The sequence below is a fragment of the Paenibacillus sp. H1-7 genome (assembly GCF_022354825.1).
GTDB lineage: Bacteria > Bacillota > Bacilli > Paenibacillales > NBRC-103111 > Paenibacillus_S.
Window position 1 is genome coordinate 7513126 of the sequence record NZ_CP031168.1, and the last position, 19712, is coordinate 7532837.

The 19712-nt window shown below is 51.3% G+C and carries 14 protein-coding genes and 1 pseudogene; 3 read left to right on the forward strand and 12 right to left on the reverse strand.

Annotation, left to right across the window (positions count from 1 at the left end; genetic code table 11):
* Positions 1 to 31: 31 nt before the first annotated feature.
* From DVH26_RS33160 to DVH26_RS33195, 8 genes and pseudogenes are all read right to left on the reverse strand, one after another.
* Positions 32 to 1441, reverse strand: coding sequence for an arsenic transporter (locus DVH26_RS33160; protein WP_239629891.1), 1410 nt, complete (start codon positions 1439 to 1441; stop codon positions 32 to 34).
* 22 nt (positions 1442 to 1463) lie between these two features.
* Positions 1464 to 1775 (reverse strand): ArsR/SmtB family transcription factor, encoded by a 312-nt coding sequence (locus DVH26_RS33165; protein ID WP_239629892.1) that lies wholly within the window; start codon positions 1773 to 1775, stop codon positions 1464 to 1466.
* A gap of 644 nt (positions 1776 to 2419) precedes the next feature.
* Positions 2420 to 3467 (reverse strand): annotated as a pseudogene (locus tag DVH26_RS33170) (IS1595 family transposase).
* 236 nt (positions 3468 to 3703) lie between these two features.
* On the reverse strand, positions 3704 to 4078 hold the full coding sequence (locus DVH26_RS33175) for a hypothetical protein (protein WP_239629893.1): 375 nt from the start codon (positions 4076 to 4078) through the stop codon (positions 3704 to 3706).
* 55 nt (positions 4079 to 4133) lie between these two features.
* On the reverse strand, positions 4134 to 5612 hold the full coding sequence (locus DVH26_RS33180; protein ID WP_239629894.1) for a copper amine oxidase N-terminal domain-containing protein: 1479 nt from the start codon (positions 5610 to 5612) through the stop codon (positions 4134 to 4136).
* Positions 5613 to 5668: 56 nt separating this feature from the next.
* Positions 5669 to 6196 carry a P-loop nucleotide/nucleoside kinase family protein gene (locus DVH26_RS33185; protein ID WP_239629895.1) on the reverse strand — a complete coding sequence of 176 codons (528 nt, stop codon included), beginning with the start codon at positions 6194 to 6196 and terminating at the stop codon, positions 5669 to 5671.
* Positions 6197 to 6231: 35 nt separating this feature from the next.
* Positions 6232 to 7332 (reverse strand): ABC transporter permease, encoded by a 1101-nt coding sequence (locus DVH26_RS33190; protein ID WP_239629896.1) that lies wholly within the window; start codon positions 7330 to 7332, stop codon positions 6232 to 6234.
* Positions 7329 to 8279 (reverse strand): ABC transporter ATP-binding protein, encoded by a 951-nt coding sequence (locus DVH26_RS33195; RefSeq protein WP_239629897.1) that lies wholly within the window; start codon positions 8277 to 8279, stop codon positions 7329 to 7331. Before DVH26_RS33195 ends, DVH26_RS33190 begins: the two co-directional genes overlap by 4 nt.
* Positions 8280 to 8712: 433 nt before the next feature.
* Between DVH26_RS33195 and DVH26_RS33200 the strand changes: the two genes are divergently transcribed.
* Entirely contained in the window at positions 8713 to 9882 is a 1170-nt protein-coding gene (locus DVH26_RS33200; RefSeq protein ID WP_239629898.1) for an ABC transporter substrate-binding protein, read from the forward strand.
* A 91-nt stretch (positions 9883 to 9973) separates the two neighbouring features.
* Here DVH26_RS33200 and DVH26_RS33205 read toward each other — a convergent pair whose 3' ends face one another.
* The gene (locus DVH26_RS33205) at positions 9974 to 11407 is read right to left on the reverse strand and encodes an S-layer homology domain-containing protein (protein WP_239629899.1); all 1434 of its coding nucleotides are present in this window, start codon (positions 11405 to 11407) and stop codon (positions 9974 to 9976) included.
* A gap of 236 nt (positions 11408 to 11643) precedes the next feature.
* Here DVH26_RS33205 and DVH26_RS33210 point away from each other — a divergent pair, with 236 nt between their 5' ends.
* Positions 11644 to 13776 carry a GMC family oxidoreductase gene (locus DVH26_RS33210; RefSeq protein ID WP_239629900.1) on the forward strand — a complete coding sequence of 711 codons (2133 nt, stop codon included), beginning with the start codon at positions 11644 to 11646 and terminating at the stop codon, positions 13774 to 13776.
* Positions 13777 to 13865: 89 nt separating this feature from the next.
* Here DVH26_RS33210 and DVH26_RS33215 read toward each other — a convergent pair whose 3' ends face one another.
* Both DVH26_RS33215 and DVH26_RS33220 read right to left on the reverse strand, forming a co-directional pair.
* A complete protein-coding gene (locus DVH26_RS33215) occupies positions 13866 to 15056 on the reverse strand; it encodes an ABC transporter ATP-binding protein (RefSeq protein ID WP_239629901.1) in 1191 nt (396 codons plus the stop codon).
* Between the two features lie 163 nt (positions 15057 to 15219).
* Positions 15220 to 16638 carry an MFS transporter gene (locus DVH26_RS33220; RefSeq protein ID WP_239629902.1) on the reverse strand — a complete coding sequence of 473 codons (1419 nt, stop codon included), beginning with the start codon at positions 16636 to 16638 and terminating at the stop codon, positions 15220 to 15222.
* Between the two features lie 241 nt (positions 16639 to 16879).
* Between DVH26_RS33220 and DVH26_RS33225 the strand changes: the two genes are divergently transcribed.
* Complete coding sequence (locus DVH26_RS33225; RefSeq protein ID WP_239629903.1) at positions 16880 to 17473, forward strand: TetR/AcrR family transcriptional regulator; 594 nt, start codon at positions 16880 to 16882, stop codon at positions 17471 to 17473.
* 168 nt (positions 17474 to 17641) lie between these two features.
* Here DVH26_RS33225 and DVH26_RS33230 read toward each other — a convergent pair whose 3' ends face one another.
* Positions 17642 to 19696: a molybdopterin-containing oxidoreductase family protein gene (locus DVH26_RS33230; protein ID WP_239629904.1), complete on the reverse strand. Its 2055-nt coding sequence runs from the start codon at positions 19694 to 19696 to the stop codon at positions 17642 to 17644.
* Between the last annotated feature and the right edge of the window lie 16 nt (positions 19697 to 19712).

Consider the following 19712-nt stretch of genomic DNA (forward strand, 5'->3'; position numbering starts at 1 on the left):
TCGGCTCCTTTTATTATCAAATGAGAATGAACTAAACACCTTGATGTCTGCCTTTGGCTTGCTTCGTCAGCACAGCTTTGGCAATTAAGGAAACCGCTGTGACAGCTGCCGTAACTGCCGCAATATAGAGCCAAATGCTTGCATGAAGCGTCTGAATGAAATACAGCCATAAATAAAGCCCTGTAAGAGTTATAAACAAAGTCGGGACCGTTAAAATAACGCCGATTTTGAAATAGTAGCCCCAGCCGATCTTGACGTCTTTTTTGGCTAATACGTGCATCCACAGCAAGGTCGCGAGCGAACCGATCGGAGTGATTTTGGGACCGAGATCCGAACCGATGACATTGGCATAAATGAGCGCTTCCCTCACAACGCCTTCCGTCTGTGTCCCGTGAATGGCCAGGGCGCCGATCATCACCGTCGGCAAATTGTTCATCACGGAGGATAAAATAGCCGCGATAAAGCCTGTACCCGCCGCCGCCGCGAACAGCCCCTTATCCGCAACAAACTGGATAACGCCGCCCAGCGCATCCGTCAAGCCCGCATTTTTCAAGCCATAGACGACGACATACATGCCGATGGAGAAAACAACGATGGTCCATGGCGCTTCCTTAATCAGCCGCTTCGTTTGAATCACCGGGCTTTTGCGCGCGGCAAGCAGCAGCACTATCGCAGCAACGCCTGCAATGATCGATACCGGAACGGACAGAAATTCACTCAAGAAGTAAGCCGCCATTAATACCGCCAGAATGACCCACGACAGCCGAAACAGCGCTTTATCCTTTATCGCATCATTAGGATTCTTGAGCTGGTCCGAGCGGTAGGAGTCAGGTATGCTTTTGCGAAAATATAGATATAATACGAGTAAACTGGCGGCGATGGCAAAAAAGTTCGGCACGATCATCCGGCTCGCATATTCCGCAAATCCGATGCCGAAATAATCGGCTGAGACAATGTTGACCAGATTGCTTATGACGAGCGGAAACGACGCGGTATCAGCTATAAAGCCGCTTGCCATAATAAACGGCAGGATCATCGCCTTTTCGAACCGAAGCTCCCGAACCATCGCAAGAACGATCGGCGTCATAATGAGCGCCGCTCCGTCATTCGCGAACAAAGCGGACACCGCTGCGCCCAACAGGACAATATAAACGAACATCAGCATACCGTTGCCCTTCGCCAAACGGGCCATATGTAATGCAGCCCACTCAAATAATCCGATCTCGTCCAGTACGAGAGAAATAAAGATGATGCCTACAAACGCCAATGTGGCGTTCCACACGATGCCGGTTACCGTACCGACGTCCGAGAAGCTGACGATCCCGCACAATAGAGCCAAAATGGCGCCGCCCGTCGCGGACCAGCCGATGCTTAATCCTTTGGGCTGCCAAATAACAAACGTTAAAGTAATTAGAAAAATAACAAACGCAAGCCACGCCATGCGTATAACTCCTCCACTCTATTCAGCAACAACGATTCGACGATGAGAATTCCCCATGAATGGAGGGAATTTGGTTAAGCACCTCCCGAAACGGCGGATTGTCCTCCACTTTCAAGGAGTAATATATCCATTGCCCTTTCCGGTTTTCGTTAACCAGCCCGCCTGCCTTTAACTTCCTTAAATGCTGGCTAACTCCTGGCTGCGAAATACCGACATGATCCACGATATCGCAGACGCATAGCTCCCGGTCCTTCAGAAGGCCGACGATCGTCAGCCTCGTCTTGTCCCCTAGCAGTTTAAACAGCTCCGCCATTTCTTGGATCGGATCCTCCATTGTAACGTTACACCTCGCTCCGCTCTTTAACTATACAATTAATATATAACGATTCACTTATATAATCAATTACTTATTTATAATTTACAAAAATATAATCAGAAGGCTATGTTTAATCTTAATGTTGATTTTTGACAAAAAAGAAAACCACCCTATTGTGAAAGGCGGTTAATATTGAGCTATCGTATCCCGTTAGATAAAAAGCTCTTTTTTACTCTCACACTTTTATATTGAAATAAATTGCTTGAAATACCCACACTTCGAAAAGTAGATAATAAATTGCAATTGTGATTAAACAAATTTTCGTGTTTAATTTAGTGATTGCTTTATAGAGAAGGAACCAGAAATAGAAGAATATTATGGGCAGAGCTACATGATATAAGATGAGTTCCTTTAATGGCAAATTTACGGGTGGGTCAGAACCTTCTCCAACAATAGAAAAGTCAATAATGAATGCATCGATTAACCCGTAAAAGATGGTAAGAAAAAGAATTGGTAAAGACCTAAAGAAATATTTCATGTAGCCACCCGATTCGTGTTAATGTTACAAACAGACTGTTAGTCTATGATGCAAAAAAGTATGTTTTTGAGAACATTTTACCACATTTTTTTGTGGGTGTAATTGCATTAAACTGCCAGTTAGTTCAGCATGAAAAGGCTGTTCGTCGTAGTTTGATGTTGGTCTCGTTTACAGTAAATAGGCAAGAATCGACTAGCATATTTTTCTTATTCGCAGCCGTATTCTCATATTCCTTACTGTCAATATAACGGAACCAAGCCAAATAGTGCTGCAAATATTTGGTTGCAACACCATTGAAACGGTCAATCCAGCGTTTCAAACGGCTATGGTAGCTGTTGACATTCTGAATATGGTAAACACCTCTTACACGCTGTTTCCCTTCGGACTTAAAGCGGTAATGGTCTAATCCTTTTGTCTTCGCATAAGAACTGAATGCCCTCCACGAATCGGTACAAAGCACGTTTGACTCTGTTAAATGACTGCCAATTACTTCGTCCAGTTTCGTAGTCCGAATACGCCCACGCCCAAGAAAGCCAGAGAAAGTCATCTTCTGGCGGTCGCGGGCGACCAATACGCATATTTGGTCGTTGCTGATTCCGCGATATTTAGCTTTGCCGCCGCGTTTACGCGACTTTCGTTCGGATATGTTCCGTTTACCCTTTTCAGAGTACAGGAAATAGGTCTCGTCCATCTCGACAATCCCCATGGAATGATTCGGTTGGAATTTGTTTCAGAGCTACAAGAATCTTATGCCTCCAGAAAAACAAGGTTACGTGTGTCACCTCATCATTTAAGAGCTCGGCACATTTCCTAAGAGAAAAGCCAGAAATTATGCACTCGATGAATCTAGCCCATAAATGAGGTCTCCGTGTACGTTGAAGAGGGGTATTGGTGAGGTCGTTGAATGTTTGAAGGCAAGATTTACAACGGTACCGTAGGCGTTTTACCTCCCAGTGCGCGTTTTAATCACGTATTTTCCAAAACGCACGACAGCGTGATTATTGCAGTAGGGGCAGACTAAACCAGCTTTATGTTTTTGCTCCTGAATTTCATCAATTGCACGAATTGGAGCCGCAAGTCCTTTAGTTCTTGGACTCTAAAAAGTATATAAGTTCGAGCTTGCCTCTTTCATCTAAGGCATCCGCGAGCTTCTTCAATTCCTTCAAATCCATAGGTAACCATCTCCGAGTCACGATTGTTACCTAAATTATAGAACATTAGTTCGTAACATTCAATTATCAACATTAGGAAATAACATAGCCAATCAGAAAAAGACTCTCTGCATCTTTTAACATAAAAAAGACAGCGCAAGCTTCGAACTAATAATAAAGCTCGGAGTCCCACTGTCTTATTTGCTTATTAAACTGCTGAGGATGCCGCGGTCAGATCCCTTGGCTGCCATAGTTCCTTACATCTTTAGAGTCAAATTCCTTAACAATAGCTCTCCTTCGGATTTGAACCGTTTATTGTTGCTTATAAAAGCTTCTACCTCGGATAATTTCGCCGGCCTATACCCCGGACCGCCGCATCCACAGGAATGATAAGTAAACCCGTTGCGATAAAGAAGCTCAACCTTCGACCACTGTTTCAGGTCGTTTTGCCGCGGCGCCTGAAAATCGTGTCCCATATCCTTCATTGTTTCGCTGCATTGCGGGCATTTATACTGTCTATTGTTACGTTCGCCTTCTTCCAAGTCATAATTGGAAGTTTGTTTGAATACTTTCCTACAATGAAAACAAGCATAGATGTCCTTGTAAGGCCCGTATATTGCGTATCTACACATTAATATCACATCCTCATTGGGCTCGCTTTGTTCTGGGTAAGCTTACGTCGTTACTTTAATCAAATAATATGCTTATCACTCTGCCGTTTTTGCGGTTCACTTCTAGCCGGTCGATAGTCGCGGTATGTTCATCATTCTGATCATTTCGGACCAGCTCATAAATATGGATCGTTACGCTTTGAGCATCGGAATGTTCGACCACCGTCCGGATAATGGATCCTATGTTATCCTGATTCCGTAAATTGTCGGAAATAGAGGTTGTTTCCTCTGCACCGGTAACGATGTAAAAGGCCTCGGCCTCCGTCAGTCGAAACTGATCGGGGTCGCCTAGCGTCAGGTCGCCGTTATCGAATCTTTGTATTTGCAGCTCGGTGAATCGATCGGCATATTCTTTATTCAGAAGCTCATAGATTAATTCCTCGCCTGCAGAAAGAGCCTCAAGCTTTTTGCTGAGATCATGCTTACTGGTACTCGTTATCTCTCCAAGAGGTTCAATACTTTGCTTTGCTGTATCGTAAATTGCCAGATTCCCGCTAATGACCTTAGAGCGGTTGAGACTGCTAAGCGATTGAACGAGCAGCACATCTTTCATACCACTTAAATGATAAGTGAATACATCGGTAAAGCCATACCGGTACGAATCGGGGATTTGCAAACTAGTAAACAGCTTCGTTAAAAACGGGGCCTCATTACTGCCTGAATTTTGCAGGTAAAATGTGCCTTTAGGTTCAGCATTAAATCCTCCGAATCCATCCCCCGGGTAATCGATGGTTATAGAATTTTCAGTAAATGTCGCAGTAACCTGGCTATATTCAGGATTGGAGAACACAATGTCTTTACCGTCCAACGTGAAATCGGATTCCAATTCGCCCATATTGCGGCTAAAGCCGTGTACTACGGAAACATGCAGATGATAGCGGTTATCGTCTAGCTTGCTCACTTCAGCCGTACCTGAGTTTAAAGGATTGGACCAAGGATATGAGAACATGCCGGTTATAATCGAATCGGTCGAGGCTTGTTCCGCTATCGGAGGCTGAGACCCATCGGGAATTGCCGATATCCGCACCGTTCTCGTATCGGCTTCCCAATCCACCTTTGCGCCAAGAGACTCTGCAATAAAACGAACAGGTACCATCGTACTTCCGTTCACAATTATGGGTGAAGCGTCGAGAGAGAGCTGCTGCCCGTTAAGAATTGCCGTCCCGGATCCAATAGTCAGGGATATCACATTCTGATCTTTGCTTGCAGTCACCGTCGAGGTATTGCCGTCCCATGCAACCTGGGCTCCCAGCGCCTCAAATATGCTCCTGAGCGGTACGAGCGTACTGCCGTTCATGATGACAGGCTGCTGCTCAAGCAGCAATAGATTGCCGTTCACTAGTACGGAAATCACTTCGATGGAAGTGCCCGGCTGCGGACTAGACGCTGTCTGATTATCTGAAGCGGCTTCTGCGATAGCTTGCGGGGCCGAACCCCCAGCAGCAGCTATAGCTAACGCAATCGCCAGCTTCCATGCGGATGCTTTTATCTTCATAGTATAAATGGAATCTCCTTATGATTTTAGCCGTTCAATATACCTATTCTTCGCACTTAAAATCCTCTATCTTTATTCACAATATATTCATCCGAAGCCAAGATATCCTGAACGATCTCCGACGTTTGTTTCCCTGTTGTGTCATATAGATAATTGTTATTGAAAGGCAAAGCGTCGAGACGCTGCAGCAAAAATAACGAACGGTCAAGCAGATGAGAATCCCCGCGTTCCCCGAGCCTTTCCTTCAATGTATCTTCGTTTGCCCGCAGCACGACGTACTTAATTTGAATGGCCGAGTCGGACAGCCGTTCACATATCCGTTCCAAATCATTTTGTAAAATCCACTCGATTACAACATTCAAGTCGTTACGCAGGAAGCTTTTTGCCAATAAAACCATGTTCTCCCATGTCAGCGAAAAGCGTTGATCCATGGGCAGCTCGCTTCCCGGCAATAACATCTTATTTACGTCATCACCCGTAATCAGTGCGGAAGGCTTGAGGCTTTGAGTCAATTCCTTAGCAAGCGTAGATTTGCCGACTCCACTGGTCCCGGAAATGAGATAAACCACTTTGTCCCCACTCATGTTTCGATAAACCTCCTATCCTGCTGTAACTATCGTTACTCCCATTTGAAGGTCAGGCTGGCGATGACGAAGGCTACAACCATCCAGCCGCCAAGCAGCGCGGCTTCGCGCCACACATCGCCAAGCGTGGCTCCAACGTTCATGATTTGGCGCAGAGCCGTGGACAGATGCGATATCGGAAGCAAATTGACTACAGGCTGAAGCCAGTCAGGCATGTTCTTGATCGGAAAGAAGACGCCGCCCAGAAAAAGCAGCGGAAACGAGATGAAGCCGGCGATCGGGCCGGCGCTTTCCGGCGTTTTGGCGAGCGCGGCGACGATAAAGCCGATCGACATGAAGGTCAGCGTCCCGATCACGACGAAGAAGAGCAGAAGCAGCCAGGAACCGTTCACCTGGGTTCCGAAAATCAGGCTGCCGATCAGCAGCACGATGAGCGCCTGCGCACCGTTCAATAGCAGCCGGGCTGTGATTTGTGCGGCAATGAAGCTCCGCGGCTGAAGCGGCGTGCTTTGGAGGCGCCTGAGAATCCCCCGCTCGCGCCAAGAGGCGATTTGACCGGCGACGCCGTTCAAATTGTTATTCATAATCATCATGGCGACGATCCCCGGTACGAGGAAATCGATATACTTCAGATTAAAGGATTGAATCCCTTGAGGCTGAACCGTGATGACCGGGTTGTAGCCGACAATCTGCTTGCTGATGCCATCGGCGATCTGTGACATGAGGGGCAGCCCGATCTGATTGGTGGTTTGGCTCATCTCATCGTAATAGACGAGGAGCTTGGAGCCAGGCATGGAGGCGGATTTCGCATTAACCGCGGCCTCGTAACCTTGCGGAACCGCGACGACAAGCTGCTGGTCGCCCTGCTTCAGCTCCTTCATCGCCGCATCGAGATCGCTGCTCTCCGATACTTTCAGTACGGTCAGCTGCTTCATAGACGATAGAAGGGCCTGCGACGCAGCCGTCTGGTCTTGGTCGATAACCTTGACGGACAATGTTGTGCTGTCCCCTTTTCCCAAGAACGAGCCTAACATCACCATGAAAAAGATGGGAAATACAAGCGTCCAAAACAATACCTGCCGATTTCTGCCAAAAAGCCGCAGCTGGGCTAAAGTCAATTGACGATATGCTTTCATTCCTCCCGCAAGCTCCTTCCCGTCATATGGATGAATACGTCCTCGAGCGTCGCAGTACGCGTCTGAAGATCGGCAACACGGATGTTCCGCTCCGCGGTCTGCTGTACGAATGCAGTCAGCGCATTTTGCAAATGATCCGTGTACAGCACGAATGTGTCCTTGCGCTGGTCCACTTGCTTCACGTCAGGCAGTGACTGGACAAGCGTCAGCATCTCCTGCTGGCGTACCTCATCCTCCCGAATCGGCTCCGGCAAGCGAAATTCAATGGCGCTGTCCGATTGCAGGCTGCGGACGAGATGCTCCGGCGTATCCAGCGCAATGACTTGCCCTTTATCCATCAGACAGATGCGATCGCATAGCACATGTGCCTCGTCCATGTAATGCGTGGAGAGCACCACCGTCTTGCCCCGCTCCTTCATGCGGAGCACGATGTCCCACAATGTCCGCCGGGCTTGAGGATCGAGTCCGGTAGTCGGCTCGTCCAGGAAAACCACCTTCGGGTCGTTCACGAGCGCCAGAGCTATGGCAAGCCGCTGCTTTTGGCCACCGGATAAGTTTTTGATGCGGTCGTTCATTTTGTCGCGCAATATCATGTCGTCGAGCAGCGGCTCGATCGGCACGGAGCTTGGATAGAAGCTTGCGTACATGCGGATAATCTCGTGAACGTGAAGCAGATCGAACAATGACGTCGATTGGAGCTGGACGCCGATGATTTCCTTGACCTTTTTCAGATCCTTTTTCGTATCGAAGCCTGCAACAAGCGCTCTCCCTTCGTCCGGCTGCCGCAAACCCTCGATCATTTCCATCGTTGTTGTTTTTCCCGCTCCGTTAGGCCCGAGGAGACCGAACACCTCCCCTTCCTGAACGCTGAAATGAATTCCATTTACCGCGGTAAATTTCCCATACCGTTTGACGAGTCCTTCCACTTCTATGATGGCGTTGGCCAAAGCCGGTTCCTCCTTTACGGCATTCCTGCCGGTTCTTTCTTGCGACGCGATATCGACTGCGGATGAATGCTTCAACTGATTACAAGAATTTCCTTCCTCTAAAGTTATCATACCATTGTTATGCATGTTCACGGTACTAAGGGCAATCGGTTGGAAGCATGAATGTGAGATTAAGACAAAAAATATGAATTTTCCAACAAAAACAACGGATATGTATAAAGAAATTATCATTTGCTTGAACTATACTATTTAGGAATTAAAGGAAAATATGTTCATTTAAGGAGGTTGGATTATTATTAATAGAAGATGGACGGGGACCGCAGCAGCTTTCAGTATCTTTGCCTACTTTCTGTCCGGATGCAGCGGGCAACCGGCAACCGATGTAAAAGAGCAGTCTCAGACGGTAGATTTCAACGCTCCGGTAGAGCTAATATTGACGTCGAGCGGCGGCAATGCTCCGGATTATTTTAATAACGCTTACACGCAATTCCTGCAAAAGAAATTTCCGAACTGGAAGTTCCAGTATATTCAACGGACGGCCGGAACGACGGCTTCCGAGCTCATTACGGCGGGTACGGCTATCGACATTACGATTGAAGCCCACACCGGGATCATCGATGGGGTCATTACACCAGGCATTCAATACGACATCAGCGATTTAATCAAGAAGCATAATATTGATCTGAGCCGCTTCGAGCCGGTCACGATTGACGCCATGAAATCGATGGCGGGAGGCCAACTTTGGGGATTGCCCATCAGCATGCTGTCGTTAGTCACTTTTTACAACAAAGACATTTACGATAAGTTCGGCGTGCCCTACCCGAAAGACGGCATGACATGGAACGAATTGGCGGACTTGACCCGGCCTCTGAACAAGCTCGAAGACGGGACGCAATATTTGGGGCTTGTCGGCAACACGGGGCATATGACGCTGATGAACAACTTCTCCCTTCCCTACGTAGACCCCAAAGAAGGCAAATCGACCTTAAACAACGAGAAATGGAAGATCGTGATGGAGTCGGTGTTCAAAGGCGAAGCCCAGGATCCCGGCTTTCAAAACTACGTGAGAGAGAACAAAAACAAAATGCCGGGCAAAGACGAGTTCACCAAAAAAAGAAATCTGGCCACTTACGTGTACTTCTCGGAGCTTGCGACCGACGCGAATATGAAGGGTATCAATTTCGACATCGTATCCTCACCGACATACAAAGAACTTCCGAATGTAGGAGCGCAGCCTATTCCCACCTATGCGATTCTTGCGAAAACGAGCCGGCATAAGGAGGAAGCGATGGAGGTCATCAAATATTTGAGCTCCGACGAATATCAGCTTGAGCGCGCGAAGCTCGGCTTTATTACACCGCTGAAAAACCCGGAAGTGCGGAAGGCGATGGGAAGCGGCTATGACCAGAAGCTGAACTGGAACGCCGTATTTTACAATCCTTTCGCTGCCGTGCCTGCCAAGGGCTCCTTTGAGAACATAGGGGAAAAACCGCTGGTCAGCCTCGTCCCCGATTATATTTTGGGCAATAAAGATTTGAATACGGTCATGAGAGAAGCCGAGGAAACCGCGAACAAAGCGATTGAGGCGGAGAAGAGGAAATAGCTGTTGTAATCACCATGCGGCTGCCGAGATATGCATCCGTGCCGCAGCCGCATGGGTTGTATCTTAAGCTGCCGTCGGTTATGCCCCTGCTCTATTCCTTCAATCGAATCCAGCTGTCATAATCGTGGATCGCCCAGCCTGAGAAGGAAGAACGCTTGTGAAGCAAGCTGGTCAACTTGTCCAGCTCCTGCATCATAACAGCTTGTCCCTTAGTGAAAAAGGTGATGGGCCCTTCGCTGCTCGGATTCGTTTCGACGGCGATAATAACGGATTTGCCGTTCCGTTCCGCTTGATCCAGCTCGGTCATAATACTGGAGAAGATGTCCTCCGACGTATCGCGATAAGCCATCAAGGTTGTTTGGTCCAACTGGCGGATCATCCATTCAGACAACGTGGTTCGCCCGCCTTGCCCATCCGGCACGTTATATTGCTCTAGCCAGCTCGGCAGAGCCGCTCCGGTGATCAAATCAGGGGAGTCCGCTCTAGTTTGCTGCACAAAACCGCTAATCGTGTCTCTCCAATTCCCAAGCAGCGCATCGCTTTGTTGGGACCAGCTCGGCATGGTGAACGGCTCGATGTCGAGCTGAATCCCCTTGAAACGGGCATCGGGTTTGACACCGGCATTGTATGTTTTCACCCAATCGATCATTTTGTACATTTTCGCCTGGTTGTCGGGCAGGATCCAATTCGGCGCTCCGCCCATAGCATGAACGTCCATACCGTTCCTTCCCGCTTCCCGGATAAAATCGGCGTATTGTCCGGTCGGAACATCCACGTCCACTTGTAAAAATATGAGATTGATCTGATATTGCTTCAGATACTGCAGCACCTCGGATTGGTTCTGCAGAAAGCTACCTGTATTCCATACATAAGTTGCCTTTTTCTGTGCGCTGTCTGCAGTAACCGCAGCAGACATCTCTTTCAACGCCAAATCGAGCAGTGCCGCCATTTCCTGCCGGGTCATCGTATCGTGGGGCCTGTACGACCACACGCCGGCGGCCTGGCTGACGTCCGGGCCAAACCAGCGGTGACCGATGACGGAATGGACTGCTTCCAGTGCCCAAGCTTGGGGCTTGTCGGTGAAAGCGACCTCCGGACCCACGGTCAGGCCGCGACTCTTTGCATATCTCCATACCATAGAGGCGGCTTCTTCACGTCGAACCGGTTGATCCGGAGAGAAGGAGGCTGCTGCTGTCCCTTCGACGATCCCAGCCTGAGCGGCCGCACGAATGTAGGTCTCTGCCCAGTGACCGCGGGTATCGGAAAAAGCGCTTGTTCCGCCTGGATCTTTCAGGCCGAAAGCAGATGCTGCGAATTTGGCGAATTGAGCGCGAGTCAACGTTTGTTCAGGCCCATATTGGCCCAGTGTAATACCGTCGGTGACTCCGAGCGCTTTTAAGTCTTCTATATATGCATGATAAGGACTTGTCTCCGGTACGTCCGTAAAGCTTGCGGCAAAGGCAGGATGAGCGGCCATGGAGCAGATAACGAAAGCAGCTAACAGCAGGAATGGCGTTTTTCTCATTGAGTGTGAATCCCTCCAAGCGATGAAACCCGTTTTAATACTTTTCGAAATCAGCAGCAGACATGGGTCGGTCCGATTTATAAATGTCATGGAGCAGAAGCCTTCATGCTTCATGATGAATTTTTTCTAAAAAAAGATTACTAGATTACCTTATCCGGCAGCATATTTGTTATATTTAAAGCAGCTGTTAGTTCAACGAGTTATGTACACCAAATATCATTGGGTGGTGAACATGGATGCAATCTGGAGATCAAAAGTATTTTTCAGACGAGGTGCTGCCTGTTTTGGAGGCCGTGGCCAATCGGATGATTCCGGAAGACACATGGCCATCGGCAGCCGATGGAGGGGTCTTGGAATATCTAAACCGTCACGCAGGCGAGGATCGCGCAACCTGGTTGGATTTGATCGTACCGGGACTTCGCGCAATGGACGCAATTGCAAGCGCTTTATATCTTCAGCCATTTACGAAGCTTTCAGAGAACAAGCAGGACGAATTGTTACGTGACTTGGAGCATGATCGTGTAAGTGACTTTCCCGTTTCGCAGAGGCTTTTTTTCACCACTCTATTGAGCTTGGTTGTTGAAGGTTACTATGGAAGTCCGGATGCTGGAGGGAACCGCGAGGGTACATCGTGGAGCATGATCGGTTTTCGGCCTGGCCCCATCTCCGGTCCCCATGAGCCTGTCATGGAAACCGATCTGCAGCAGCAGAACTTCAATCAACTCCGTGACCGGTACGATGCTATCATTGTGGGGGCAGGTGCGGGAGGCTCGGTAGCGGCGGCGGTACTGGCCGAATCCGGGCTTCAAGTGCTTGTCGTCGAGCGCGGGAGCTGGCTGCAATACAATGAAATAGGCCGCGATCATGCGCGCAATCATCGCTTTAGCAAATACGGTCATAACACAGGACCTGCGTTGGAAGGCCATCCTCGCACGATTCTTCTGGCCACTGGAGACGAGCGGATTACAGCACCATTTGAAGGAGACTATCATAATAACGCGATGACGGTGGGCGGAGGTACACGTATTTACGGGGCGCAAGCGTGGCGATTTCATTCGGATGACTTTCGTATGGCTACTCGTTACGGGATTCCGGAAGGCAGCTCACTCAGTGATTGGCCGATCAGCTACGATGAACTCGAACCTTATTATGAACGGGCGGAGTGGGAGGTCGGCGTTTCTGGTGACGGTAACGCTCACCCTGGACGCGGGAACCGGCGGCTCCCTTATCCAATGCCGGCGATACCGAGGACACTGGAAGCAGAGCGCCTGGCTCAAGCGGCTTCAAAATTGGGATGGGATGCGGGACCTGTTCCTCTTCTCATCAACTCGGTTGAACGTAACGGCCGTCCAGCCTGTGGGCGATGCGGCCAATGTGTCGGATTTGCTTGTCCGACCGATAGCAAGAATGGCGGTCACAATACCATGCTGTTGAGGGCCATCGAATCCGGCAACTGTGACCTCCTATGCGACACCATGGTGGAGTACATCGACACCGAATCAGGGAAGCACGCCACCGGGGTTCGCCTGGTGACGGAGGTGTCCGGCTCAATCCAGCGTAGACAAGTGCACGCAGAGCACGTGGTGATTGCAGCCGGAGCTATCGAAAGCGCGCGCCTGCTCCTCCATTCTGCAAGCGATGCAGAACCATACGGTATAGGCAATCGAAACGGCCAAGTAGGAAGAAACCTTCAGGGGCACGTCTATACCGGTGCCTATGGTCTCTTCGATGATCCGGTTCAGGACGGTCTCGGGCCTGGAGTCAGCATTGCTACCTGCCGCTTTGCACATGGTAACGGCGGCGGGATTATCGGCGGCGGGATGCTTGCCAACGAGTTCACGCGGCTGCCGCTTATTCACTGGAATCGTGCGCTTGAGCCGGATGCCGCTCGCTGGGGAATGGCAGGCAAAGAAATCATGCGCGAGAGCTACTTGCGCACTAGCCATGTTCAGGGGCCGATCCAGGATATCCCGACCCCCGAGTCCCGAGTGCGGCTCTCCCCGACGGTCAAAGACCGTTTCGGAATCCCCGTGGCCCAGCTGTCGGGAAAGGTGCATCCCGAATCCCTTCGAGCTGCAGCCATGCTAGGGGAGCAAGCGGAGACCTGGCTCTGGGCTGCAGGGGCACGCAAGGTTTGGCGAACTCGGCCGGGCGGCGGACTCAGCGGCGGGCAGCATCAAGCAGGGACACTGCGCATGGGCAGCGACCCTTCAACCTCCGTCACCGACCCTTATGGCCGTGTACACGGATACGATAATCTCTGGGTAAGCGACGGCTCCGTGCATGTGACCAATGGCGGGGTTAACCCGGTGCTGACGATTCTTTCCTTGGCTTTCCGCACGGCAGAAAACCTGGTGAAACAAGCTTAGCGAGAACAAATCTATCTGCTTTTTGTGACTATAATGCAGCACAGCCCTGATGCGTCAGTCATGATTAGCTTTTATAAAAAATCCCGAGTCTAGCCTTCAACAAGCACCGCTTGATTGGAGGCTTTTTGTTGCCGGATCACTTCCTCATCCATCCGCCATCTCTCGCCGGTATCCGGATGAAAATACAGCGCATGCGACATATCCGCGTACAGAACAATAGGCTCGTCCTCTCGCGGCATATGCTCCGGTAAGGTTCTGGCGACCAGCATCCGGCTTTGCCCGATGTCGATGTGCAAATACCGGTCGGCTCCCATCAGCTCGCTGAATTGATAGGTGCCCGGGATGGCCTGCATCACTGAACTCAGCTCCGCTCCCTTTTGTGAAGCCGGGCTGAAAATGAGATGCTCGGGACGCAGCCCGATTTGGACAAGACGGTGGCCTTGGCGATGATGCTGGAGCATACGCGCCTGCACTTCGGGAATGCTCCATGCGAATCGGGATGTATGAAACGTCAGCGAGCCGTCCGGTGCCGTTTCCAATCGGCCCTCGATGAAATTCATCGGAGGGGAACCGATAAAGCTGGCTACGAACCGGTTGTTCGGCAGAGCATAGATGTTCTCCGGTGTGTCCGCCTGCTGGATCACCCCGTCCTTCATTACGACGATCCGGTCCCCCATCGTCATCGCCTCGATTTGATCGTGAGTCACATAAATGGTGGTCACCTTCAACTGCTTATGAATTCGCAAAATCTCGCTTCGCATCTGCACGCGCAGCTTCGCATCGAGATTAGACAGCGGCTCGTCCATCAGAAACACTTTGGGCTCCCGGACCATAGCCCGTCCCAGCGCTGTCCGCTGCCTTTGCCCGCCGGAGAGCATTCTCGGCTTGCGGTTCAAGTACGGCTCCAGCTCCAGAGCCTGGGCCGCCTTCTTCACCATGAGCTCGATGGCATGCTTAGGCTGCTTGCGAAGACGAAGCGCAAAGGCAATATTCTCGAATACGGTCATATTCGGGTACAGCGCGTAATTTTGAAACACCATCGCCATATCCCGGTCCTTGGGCTGAAGATCGTTAATCAGCCTGTCTCCGACATACAATTCGCCCTCCGTAATATCCTCCAGCCCGGCGATCATTCTTAGTGTGGTCGATTTGCCGCAGCCGGAAGGACCGACCAGCACCAGAAATTCCCCTTCCTTTATGTCCAAATGGAAATCGTTAACGATAGTTTGCTTGCTTTTGCCATACCGCTTGTATATATGGTTCAGTCTGATTCCTGCCAACACTCCTGCCTCCTATTCGTTTGCTCTGACTGATGCCGCGACGCGCAATTTCAATACATCCCTATATGGTAATGGAAAAAGAGAATTCCTTCATCAAATTCCAGTTAAAGGTTTTGTAAAGACGAAAAAGAGCACAGCCGCCGGATAGCCGTGCTCTTGCGTATTAACGGGATTCCTTTACCCCGCCTCGGGCGGAGCGAAGAGTCATCAGCCAGTACAGCAGGCCGGCAGCGCTGACGGAGGCTCCAAGCAGGCAGACTCCGTTCCAGCCGGCGTAAGCGTACATACCGGTCGATGCGATCGAACCGGCGGCGCTGCCGATGGAATAGAAGATCATATAGCCTCCGGTTAGACGACTTCGGGCTTCCGGGCGAACGGCATAGATCATGCTCTGGTTGGTAACATGGACGGCTTGGACGGCCAGATCCAGGATCACAACTCCCAAAGCCAATACAACCAGCGACTGCACGGCATACTGGATCAGCAGCCATGATCCCAGAAGCAAAGCCAACGATATGCCGGTTGTCCATTGGCCCAGCCCCCGATCCGCCAGCCGTCCGGCCCGGACAGCCGCCATCGCTCCCGCAACCCCGGCAAGCCCGAAAGCCCCGATAGCGGTATGCGATAAGGACAGAGGAGGAGCACTGAGAGGCAGCACCAACGAACTCCAGAAGATGCTGAATACGGAAAAAATAAAAAAAGCCAGCACAGCTCGGATGCGCAAAACCCGCTCCTGCATGAATAACATTACTACCGAGAGGATCAGCTGCGGGTATGGGACTGACGTTTTCTCCTGTGTATCGCTGGGCATGACGCGATACAAAACCACTGCAGCCGCAAGTGTCAACGCGGCGGAAACTAGATATACCGAGCGCCAGCCGGCAAGATCCGTCAATGTCCCAGCGACCGTCCGGGCAAGCAGGATACCAATGACAACCCCGCTCGTCACCAGGCCGACGGTACGTCCTCGCTCGCTTGGAGCCGCCGAAGCGGCTGCAAACGCCACGATGGTTTGCGTCACGACGGCCAACAGCCCGACGCAGGCCAAAGCTGCAAACAACGCGATACGATTCGTCGCCGTGCCGACCGCTACCAGAGCCAGCACAGATAGCAGCATTTGCCCGGGAATCAGCCGCCGTCTGTTCCATAGATCCCCGAGCGGTACAAGCAACAGCAGTCCGGATGCGTAGCACAGCTGCGTTACGGTAATAACCGCTCCGAGGGAGGATGGAGCGATGCCGAATTCATCCGCGAGCGTATCGAGCAGCGGATGCGCATAATAAATATTCGCGACAGCAAGGCCGCAGGCGACGGCGAACAGCAAAGCTGTTGAACGCGGTATGGACGCTGCTGCTGCTTGATCAGGCGCATGCGATGCTGCTTTTGCTTGGAGAGCCGCGGGTTCGCTGATACTTATTTCATCAGCGGCCGCATCCGTCTCCCTCGAATGACTCGCACTCCGTAATTCAGTGGCATCGCGTTTACCATGTGCGCCTCCTGCCCTTGGTGTACCCCCCGCACCTTCTGTACAATTGACATTCATTGCCTTTCCTGCCGGAGCTGTTTTCAAATCCTCCTTCATCGACACACCTCCATTTTCACTAAAGATCATTTTGTACCGTTCGGTACTTAAAGATTGAATTCATCGTACTCCTACTCACCAATAACTGTCAAGAGAACATCAAGTACCGAATTTCAGATTATGGATCGGAAACTCTCTGTTGCGGATAAACGACAAGCTATCGCAACCAATACCAATTTGACAAACGGAAGGAAGCATTTTATATTTATTTTATACCGATCGATATGAAAAGGGGACTGTTATGGTCAGACAGCGGGAATTTGATAAAGAGACTGCTTTGGCTGCGGCAATGGAGCAATTTTGGGAGAAAGGCTACGAAGCGACTTCGTTAAGCGATTTGACAAGCAGAATGGGGATCCAGCGCCCCAGCTTGTACGCAGCCTTCGGGGATAAAAGAGAGCTGTTCGAAGCGGCGCTGCGAGCCTATACGCATCGACACGCTTCTTCGATACGGACCAAGCTGCACAACCGGCCGTCCGTAAAGGAAGCCATTCGCGGCGTGTTTGAAGATATCGTATCGGAAGGATACGGTAAGGACGGAGACAATCAAGGCAGTCGCGGATGCTTCTGCATCAATACCATGGTGGAGCTTGCGCCCCATGACGTGAAGTTCGAGGTGCTCACGAGAGAGCATCAGATGTATTTAAGCGCTTTGTTCCAGGAAACCATCGAGCGCGGAGTCCGCTCAGGCGAGCTGGAGCCGGCTGCGAATGCCAAAGCATTGGCGCAAACGCTGGTCGTTTCGTTAATCGGGCTTACCGTCATGCTGAAATCCCGCCCAGATCGGACCTTCGTTGCAAACACTATAGAAACGACGCTGAGTTTGCTTAAGTAATCTCCCTTTTAGGACAAAAATAAAGCCATCGCCTCCTTCGACTGCGACTGAGACCGCGACTGTGACATTCATGGCCAGCTGCCAAGTGCACTAGCAGACCGCTCACTCCTGAGCTGAGAGCAAAAAAAGGCATCCATCTCGCAAAGGATAGATGCCGTTCCATTTTCATTAAGAATCCAGGACGGGACTCGCTTTCTCCACCTGTACACGTCCGGAAAAGAAGGTCGCCCCGCCTCCCATATCCGCTACCCGGTCCGGCGTAAGCGCGTTGACCAGCCGTTTGCTGCCCGGAGCATCGGCCCAGAGCCCTTGGCTGACAACGACGCCCGGAAGCACATCCTCGCCGACCGAAGCGATCAGCTCGCATTCGCCGCGCCCGTTCCATACCCGCACGCTATCTCCGGTGCGGATTCCGAGAGGCGAAGCATCCGCCGTATTCATATGCAGCTTCGGCGACTTTTCCATACGAACATGCTTCTCGTTGTTGGAAAACGTAGAGTTTAAGAAATTGTGATTCGGCGCCGGAATGAACAAGAACGGCAATGCCTCGGCCTCGCACAATGGAGTGTACGTCGGAAGCGGAGGAAACCCTTTTCTCTCCATCGTCTTGGAGTACAGCTCGATCTTCCCGCTCGGCGTGCGCAATTTCCCGGGAAACAGCGGCTTGACGTCGGCTTTCATAAACTGCTTCTCCGTCAGCGTTTCATACGTGATTCCCGCAATATTCGGGTTGGCCGGATAGCTCAAGGCCTGCCGGATCAAGTCCTCCTCCGTATCCCGCAGCGCCTGCTCCTCATACCCCATCGCTTGCGCAAGCAGACGGAACACCGCCACATTGGACTTGCTCTCTCCGTACGGCTCTATGACCGGCTCCTGAATCTGCACATAATGATGCCAGTACGAACGGTAAAAATCCGTGTTCTCAAACGAAGACGTGGCAGGCAGCACGATGTCGGCGTATAGAGCCGTTTCGGTCAGGAACAGGTCGTGAACGACGGTGAACAAATCATCCCGCTCCAGCCCGCGCCGGACTTTGTTGGCCTCAGGGGCAACCACCGCAGGATTGGAGTTGTACACGTACAGCGAACGAACCGGCGGCTCCAGCTCCAGAAGAGCGCTGCCGAGCAGGTTCATATTGATGCGGCGCGTGCTCTTCGGAAGCAGATCCGGCCGCTGCAGCGCAGCCGCGTTATGGTCAAGCGCCGAGCCGTTGCCCTTGATGGCGCCGCCGCCTTTGACGAGCCATTGGCCGGTCAGCGCCGGAAGACAGGAAATCGTCCGGATGCACATGCCTCCGTTATCGTGATGCTGCGGTCCGTTGCCGATCCGGATAAAGGACGGAGAAGTCTGCCCATACAGCCGGGCCAGCTTCACGATGTCTTCCGCCGGGACTCCAGTAATCGCGGATACCGTGGCAGGGTCGTACTGTTTCACATGCCGGCGAAGCTCCTCGTGTCCGACGGTGTACTCGCGCAGGAACGCTTCGTCCGCCATTTGCTCCGCGAACAGAATATTCATGATGCCCAGAGCCAGCGCCGCATCCGTTCCGGGCAAGATCGGGATGAACCAGTCCGCCCAGCGTCCGGTCTGATTTTTGTGCACGTCGATGACGACGATTTGCGCGCCGTTCTTACGTGCCTTCTCGGCCAGCACCACCTGGTGCATATTCGTGCTGACCGTGTTGATCCCCCACATGATGAACAGCTTCGCATGAACCGTATCCTCCGGATCGGTTCCGACGCTCGAACCCATCGTATAGTGGTAGCCTTCCGTCCCCGCCGCCTGGCATATTGTGTACAGCAGACGGCTCGCGCCCATCCGGTGGAAAAAGCGCCGGTCCATCCCTTCGGTGCCGATGCGGCCCATATTTCCGTAGAAGCTGTACGGGAGAATCGCCTCCGCGCCCTCTTCTTCTATGACCTGCTTCCAACGGGATGTAATCGTATCGATCGCTTCGTCCCAGGTGATGCGCTCGAAGCGGTTTTCGCCTTTTGCCCCAACGCGCTTGAGCGGATATTGAAGCCGCTTCAGATCGTAAATGCGCTCCGCCATATTGCGGACCTTGTTGCAGATGGCGCCTTGGGTAACCGGATGCGCCGGGTCTCCTTCTATTTTGACAATGCGGCCGTCCACTTTGTGAACCAGCAAACCGCATTGATCCGGGCAATCCAGAGAACATACGGATGGAAATACGCCTGTCGGGCGGTCGATGGCAGAAATCATGATGCAGCCCCTTTCC